Below are 4,565 nucleotides of genomic sequence, written 5' to 3'. Positions count from 1 at the left end.
CGGGTCGTCGTGACGGTGCCGCTGGGCGTGCTCCAGAAGCACAGCATCGAGTTCGAGCCGGCGCTCCCGTTCTCGCAGCGGGGTGCGATCGCCGCTCTCGGCATGGGCGCGATCGAGACGGTCTGGCTGCGGTGGGACGAGCCGTTCTGGCAGAACGAGGAGTCGATCTGGCACGCCGTGGGAGCCGATGTGCTGATCCCGACCTGGATCAACCTGCAGCCGACGACCGGAGAAAATGTGCTCGTGGGCCTCGTCGGCGGCACCGCTGCCGCGGACTTCGCGGCGCTCGACGAGAAGGCGGCCCTCGAAGCGGCCCTCGCCTCGCTCACGCTCTGGGTCTGACCGCGCTCCCCGTCGGAGCCGCTTCCACCGACGCCGTTCCGTCCGGCACCACGAAGTCCGACGCGTCTAGCTCCGCGCGGTCGCCGTCTCCCGCGCGGATTCCTCCGGCACCTGCTCGCCCTCGACCGCGGGCGGCCGGTCCGGAGCATCGGCCTCGTCGTCGGCATCCGTCCGCAGTCGTCTCGGCAGCGGCATGCGGCTGATGAGCACGAGCACGGTCGAGACCACGGCGAAACTGCCGAGCGCGATCGCCGCCGACGCGAGGAACTCGATCGGCCCGCTCACCTGCCGCGGGTCGAGGAAGTAGTAGGGGTACCAGCCGATCATCGGCCCACGGATCATCGTCGCGACCCCCCAGAGCACCGGGTAGGCGAGGGACACCGGGACCACCCGCCACGGCACCGATCGGTGGCCGGGCGCCAGGGCCCATGCCGCCACCGTCAGCGCCGGCAGCCAGAAGTGCAACACCTGATCCGACCACGGCACATCGATGCGGATACCGCGGATGCCGGCCTGCCAGACGAGGATCGCGAACACCAGTCCGGCGGTGATCGTCCAGGTCAGCACGAGTGCCAGTGCCACCGTGAGCCACCGCGGATCCCGCGCCGCGCGCAGAGCGATCACCCCCGCGATCGTGAGCAGCACGACGAACGCGATGTTGGACTGGTTGGTCAAGTAAGCGAAGAAGTTCTGGCTCGCGATCGTGTGCGACGCGAGCCCCCAGCTCAGCCGGTGGATGAGCGCCACGAGGCAGACGGCGGCAGCGCCGAGGCGGAGCAGGCCGAAGGCGGTACGCGCCTTCACCGCTGCGTCACCCGCCTTTTCCTCATCCGCCGAGTCTACGGATCGGACCTCCGAGGTTCCGTCGCGCCGCAGAGGGCGCCCGTCCCGACGGGTGTGGATCCGTGCTGATGATCCTGTGTCGGCGTGTCAGCGTCGGGGTTCGCGGGTCGACCACAGCGCCAGTGCGACGAGCACGGGCTGGAAGAACAGCCGGACGAAACGCTTCATGTCCGTGTCGAGGCCGAAGCCGTCACGGTGGTGCATCCACTGCGCCACGTTGCCGGGGAACACGGCGACGAAGAACAGTGCGGCGATCGTGCCGACCGTGCGCCGACGGCGTCGTGCCAGCAGCAGGGCAGAGCCGAGCGCGACCTCGGCCACGCCCGAGGCGAGCACGGTCGTATCGGGGTCGAGCGGTAGCGACTCGGGAACCTGGGCCTGGAACTCCTCACGAGCCACCGTGAGGTGGGAGACGCCCGCGAAGACGAGGGAGGCGCCGAGGAAGATGCGGCCGATGGTGCGGGCAGGAGTCGACATGGGGCGAGTTTACGCCTCGGCAGCCACGCTCAGATCAGGCGGCGGAGGGCTTCTTCGAGCGAGACGCCCTGTGCTTCGGCGCGGTCGCGCAGGCGGGCGTGCTCGTCGGAGGAGAGGGGGATCCGCAGCTCGATCGGGTCGTCGTCGGGGGAGTCCAGGCCGTCGAGCAGATCGGATGCTTCGGCCCAGAGCGGCTCCGCGAGCGAGGCGGCCGCGGCGGGAGAGGGGGCGGATGCTGCCGCTGCCGCGGTCGAGCGGGCGCGGTCCTCGGTCGTGACCGCACTCGCGCCCGCGGAACTCGTCCCGGCAGCCGCGGAACCGGCCGATGCGGCCGATGCGGACGGTGCGGATGCGGCGACGGACGCGGATCCGGATACGGCAGCGCCGGCATCCGTTCCCCTCGTAAAGCCCGGTCCTCGTCGCGGTTCCTGCTTCGCCTGGTACGCCTTGGCGGCGGCGTTCGCGCGTTCGTCGGCCGCTTCGTTGAGCGGGTGTCCGGCGTGCCCCTTGACCCACGAGAACTCGACGTCACGGCCACGGATCGCCTCGTCGATGCCCTCGAGCAGGTCGCGGTTGAGCACGGGTCCGCCGTCGGACTTGCGCCAGCCCTTGCGCTTCCAGCCCGGCATCCACTTGGTCACGGAGTCGATCACGTAGCGGCTGTCGCACTCGATCAGCAGCTTCTCGTCGGTGCCGGCGGTCGCGAGCAGCAGTTCGAGGACCGCGCGCAGCTCGCCCTGGTTGTTGGTGCCGTGCGGGGAACCGCCGGCAGCCCAGTTCGCGTCGTCGATGTACCAGGCCCAGCCGTTGGGGCCGGGGTTGCCCAGGGCGGAGCCGTCTGCGGCGGCGGTGATCGTCATCCCTCAACCGTAGCCGCGCGGCCCGTCGTCGATTCGCACCGGGGTCGCAGTGAATCGATGGTTGCCCTGCGTCGCGGTGGCGCAACTGCGACGTGGTGCAGGTCAGTCCTCTTCAGCCTCGGGCTCGCCGTTCTCGGCCGCGACGGCCTCGGGGGCGGGAGGTGCGACCGGGAACAGGACCGAGCTCAGGTCGCCGCTGGTCTCCGCGCCGAGTCCGATCGAGAGCGGGTCGACGACGGGCGCTGTGTCGAGCACGTCCGCCTCCGTGCGCTCGAGCGGCTCAGAGGGCAGCACCCACTGGTTCTCTTGTTCTTCCGGCTTCTGCTGGAACAGTCCCATGGTCTCCATTGTGAACCTGCCCGGCGGCGACGGGGCCGGATTCACACCGGATTGATCGGGAGCCGGAGCGGATGCGGGTTCAGCGCCTGGCGGCCGTGCGCACCGCTTCGACGAGGGTGCGCCAGGGGCCGTCGAGAGCGGAGTCGGGCACGTCGCGTTCCCGGCGCTCGGAGGGTGTGCGGGCCCGGATGCTCCAGACGTACCGGTCGGCGCCGGTGCCGGCATCCGTCTCCTCGTCCCACGGGCAGCCGTCGATGAGGTCGATCCACTCCCCGGCTTCGTCGGGCTCGGCTTCCACCCGCCACTGACGACGGATGCCCGCGATGCCGCCGGTGCGCACCACCGCGATCACGACGTGCGTGTCAGTCGGTGGAGGGGACTCGCTCATCCTCATAGACTCCCACGGCACTCCAGGCGCGTCGAGCCGCTTCGGCCGTGGCATCGTCGAGCGCGGTGGCGGCGGCGACCGTGGCGTCGGCGAACTCCGTGAAGGTCGCCGTGCTCGACAGGCCTCCGGTGAGAGCCCGGTACCAGACGGTGCCCGCCCGCTCCCAGGCGTTGCCGCCGAGGTCGGTCGCGAACAGGGCGAAGGCGCGGTTGGGGATGCCGGAGTTGATGTGCACCCCGCCGTTGTCTTCGGTCGTGCGCACGAAGCCGCTCATGTGGTCGGGCTGCGGGTCTTTGCCGAGCTCGTCGTCGTCGTAGGCGGTGCCGGGTGCGATCATCGAGCGCAGCGCCGCACCCTCGACGGCGTCGGTGAAGATCTCGGCGCCGATGAGCCAGGTCGCCTGGTCGGCGGTCTGGCCGAGGGCGTACTGCTCGGTCAGGGCTCCGAACACGTCGGCGATGGACTCGTTCAGCGCCCCGGGCTGCCCGTGGTATTCGAGGTTCGCGGTGTGCTGCACGACGCCGTGCGCGAGCTCGTGTCCGATGACGGTGAGCGAACCGGTGAACCCCTGGAACACCTCACCGTCGCCGTCGCCGAACACCATGCGCTCGCCGTCCCAGAACGCGTTGTCATAGTCGACGCCGTAGTGCACGGTCGCGTCCAGCGGGGCGCCGGCGTCGTCGAGGGAGTTGCGCTGGAACGCGGCCAGCAGCATCTCGAATGTGGCGCCGAGCCCGTCGAAGGCCTCGTTCACCGCGGTGTCTTCCACCGGGCCGTCGTCTTCGCCACGCACCACCGCGCCGGGAAGCTGCTGCGTGTTGCCGGCGTCGCTGATCGTGCGGTTCGGAGCATCCGAAAGCTGGGCGACGAGGTCGCCGTTCTCGTCGATCGACAGGTCGATGCGCGCGCGGAACGGCGGGCGGCCCGCCGTGAGCGTCTGCCGCGCGGCGGCTGCGGCCTTGGGGAAACGCCCCGACTCGGCCAGGCGCGCGAGCAGGTAGGAGGGGACCACTCCATGACTTTCTCCGGATGCTGTGCTGCTCATGCTGCGACCCTACGCCGCGGTGCCGACGTTCGGGCTGACCGGCCGTGGGCATGACGTGAAATGAAGGAGATCGCGCGCTTCGAAGGCGCCTTCCGCCTCACAGCTCCTTCGTGTTGCGACTTCTCCTTCATTCCGTGCGCCTCGGCCTCGCGGCGGCGGACTGAGATGCCACCCGACTTGATAACGAGAATCGTTCTCAATAGTGTGAGAGCGTCATGAACCCACCTCCCCGCCGAACCGCATCCGTCGCCGCCACGCTCACGCTGTCGCT

7 protein-coding genes are annotated in these 4,565 nt (G+C 70.1%); 1 reads left to right on the top strand and 6 read right to left on the bottom strand.

Annotated elements, in window-relative coordinates; all coding sequences use genetic code 11:
- On the top strand, positions 1–342 hold a 342-nt coding region (locus ACNPM4_RS20650), incomplete at its 5' end, for an FAD-dependent oxidoreductase (protein ID WP_448987011.1).
- Positions 343–408: 66 nt separating this feature from the next.
- Here ACNPM4_RS20650 and ACNPM4_RS20645 read toward each other — a convergent pair.
- The 6 genes from ACNPM4_RS20645 to ACNPM4_RS20620 form a co-directional block, all read right to left on the bottom strand.
- A complete protein-coding gene (locus ACNPM4_RS20645) occupies positions 409–1,146 on the bottom strand; it encodes a Pr6Pr family membrane protein (RefSeq protein ID WP_372468062.1) in 738 nt (245 codons plus the stop codon).
- 126 nt (positions 1,147–1,272) lie between these two features.
- On the bottom strand, positions 1,273–1,662 hold the full coding sequence (locus ACNPM4_RS20640) for a DoxX family protein (RefSeq protein WP_046746984.1): 390 nt from the start codon (positions 1,660–1,662) through the stop codon (positions 1,273–1,275).
- A 29-nt stretch (positions 1,663–1,691) separates the two neighbouring features.
- The gene (locus tag ACNPM4_RS20635; protein WP_372468064.1) at positions 1,692–2,522 is read right to left on the bottom strand and encodes a ribonuclease H family protein; all 831 of its coding nucleotides are present in this window, start codon (positions 2,520–2,522) and stop codon (positions 1,692–1,694) included.
- A 102-nt stretch (positions 2,523–2,624) separates the two neighbouring features.
- Positions 2,625–2,861 carry a hypothetical protein gene (locus ACNPM4_RS20630; protein ID WP_029264106.1) on the bottom strand — a complete coding sequence of 79 codons (237 nt, stop codon included), beginning with the start codon at positions 2,859–2,861 and terminating at the stop codon, positions 2,625–2,627.
- 79 nt (positions 2,862–2,940) lie between these two features.
- Complete coding sequence (locus tag ACNPM4_RS20625; protein ID WP_029264107.1) at positions 2,941–3,249, bottom strand: protealysin inhibitor emfourin; 309 nt, start codon at positions 3,247–3,249, stop codon at positions 2,941–2,943.
- On the bottom strand, positions 3,224–4,294 hold the full coding sequence (locus ACNPM4_RS20620) for a M4 family metallopeptidase (RefSeq protein ID WP_448987010.1): 1,071 nt from the start codon (positions 4,292–4,294) through the stop codon (positions 3,224–3,226). The genes ACNPM4_RS20625 and ACNPM4_RS20620 overlap by 26 nt, the downstream gene beginning before the upstream one ends.
- Between the last annotated feature and the right edge of the window lie 271 nt (positions 4,295–4,565).

The sequence above is a fragment of the Microbacterium umsixpiens genome, assembly GCF_053543675.1.
The sequence above is the reverse complement of the archived record's forward strand: the minus strand, read 5'-3'. Positions and strand labels throughout refer to the sequence as shown.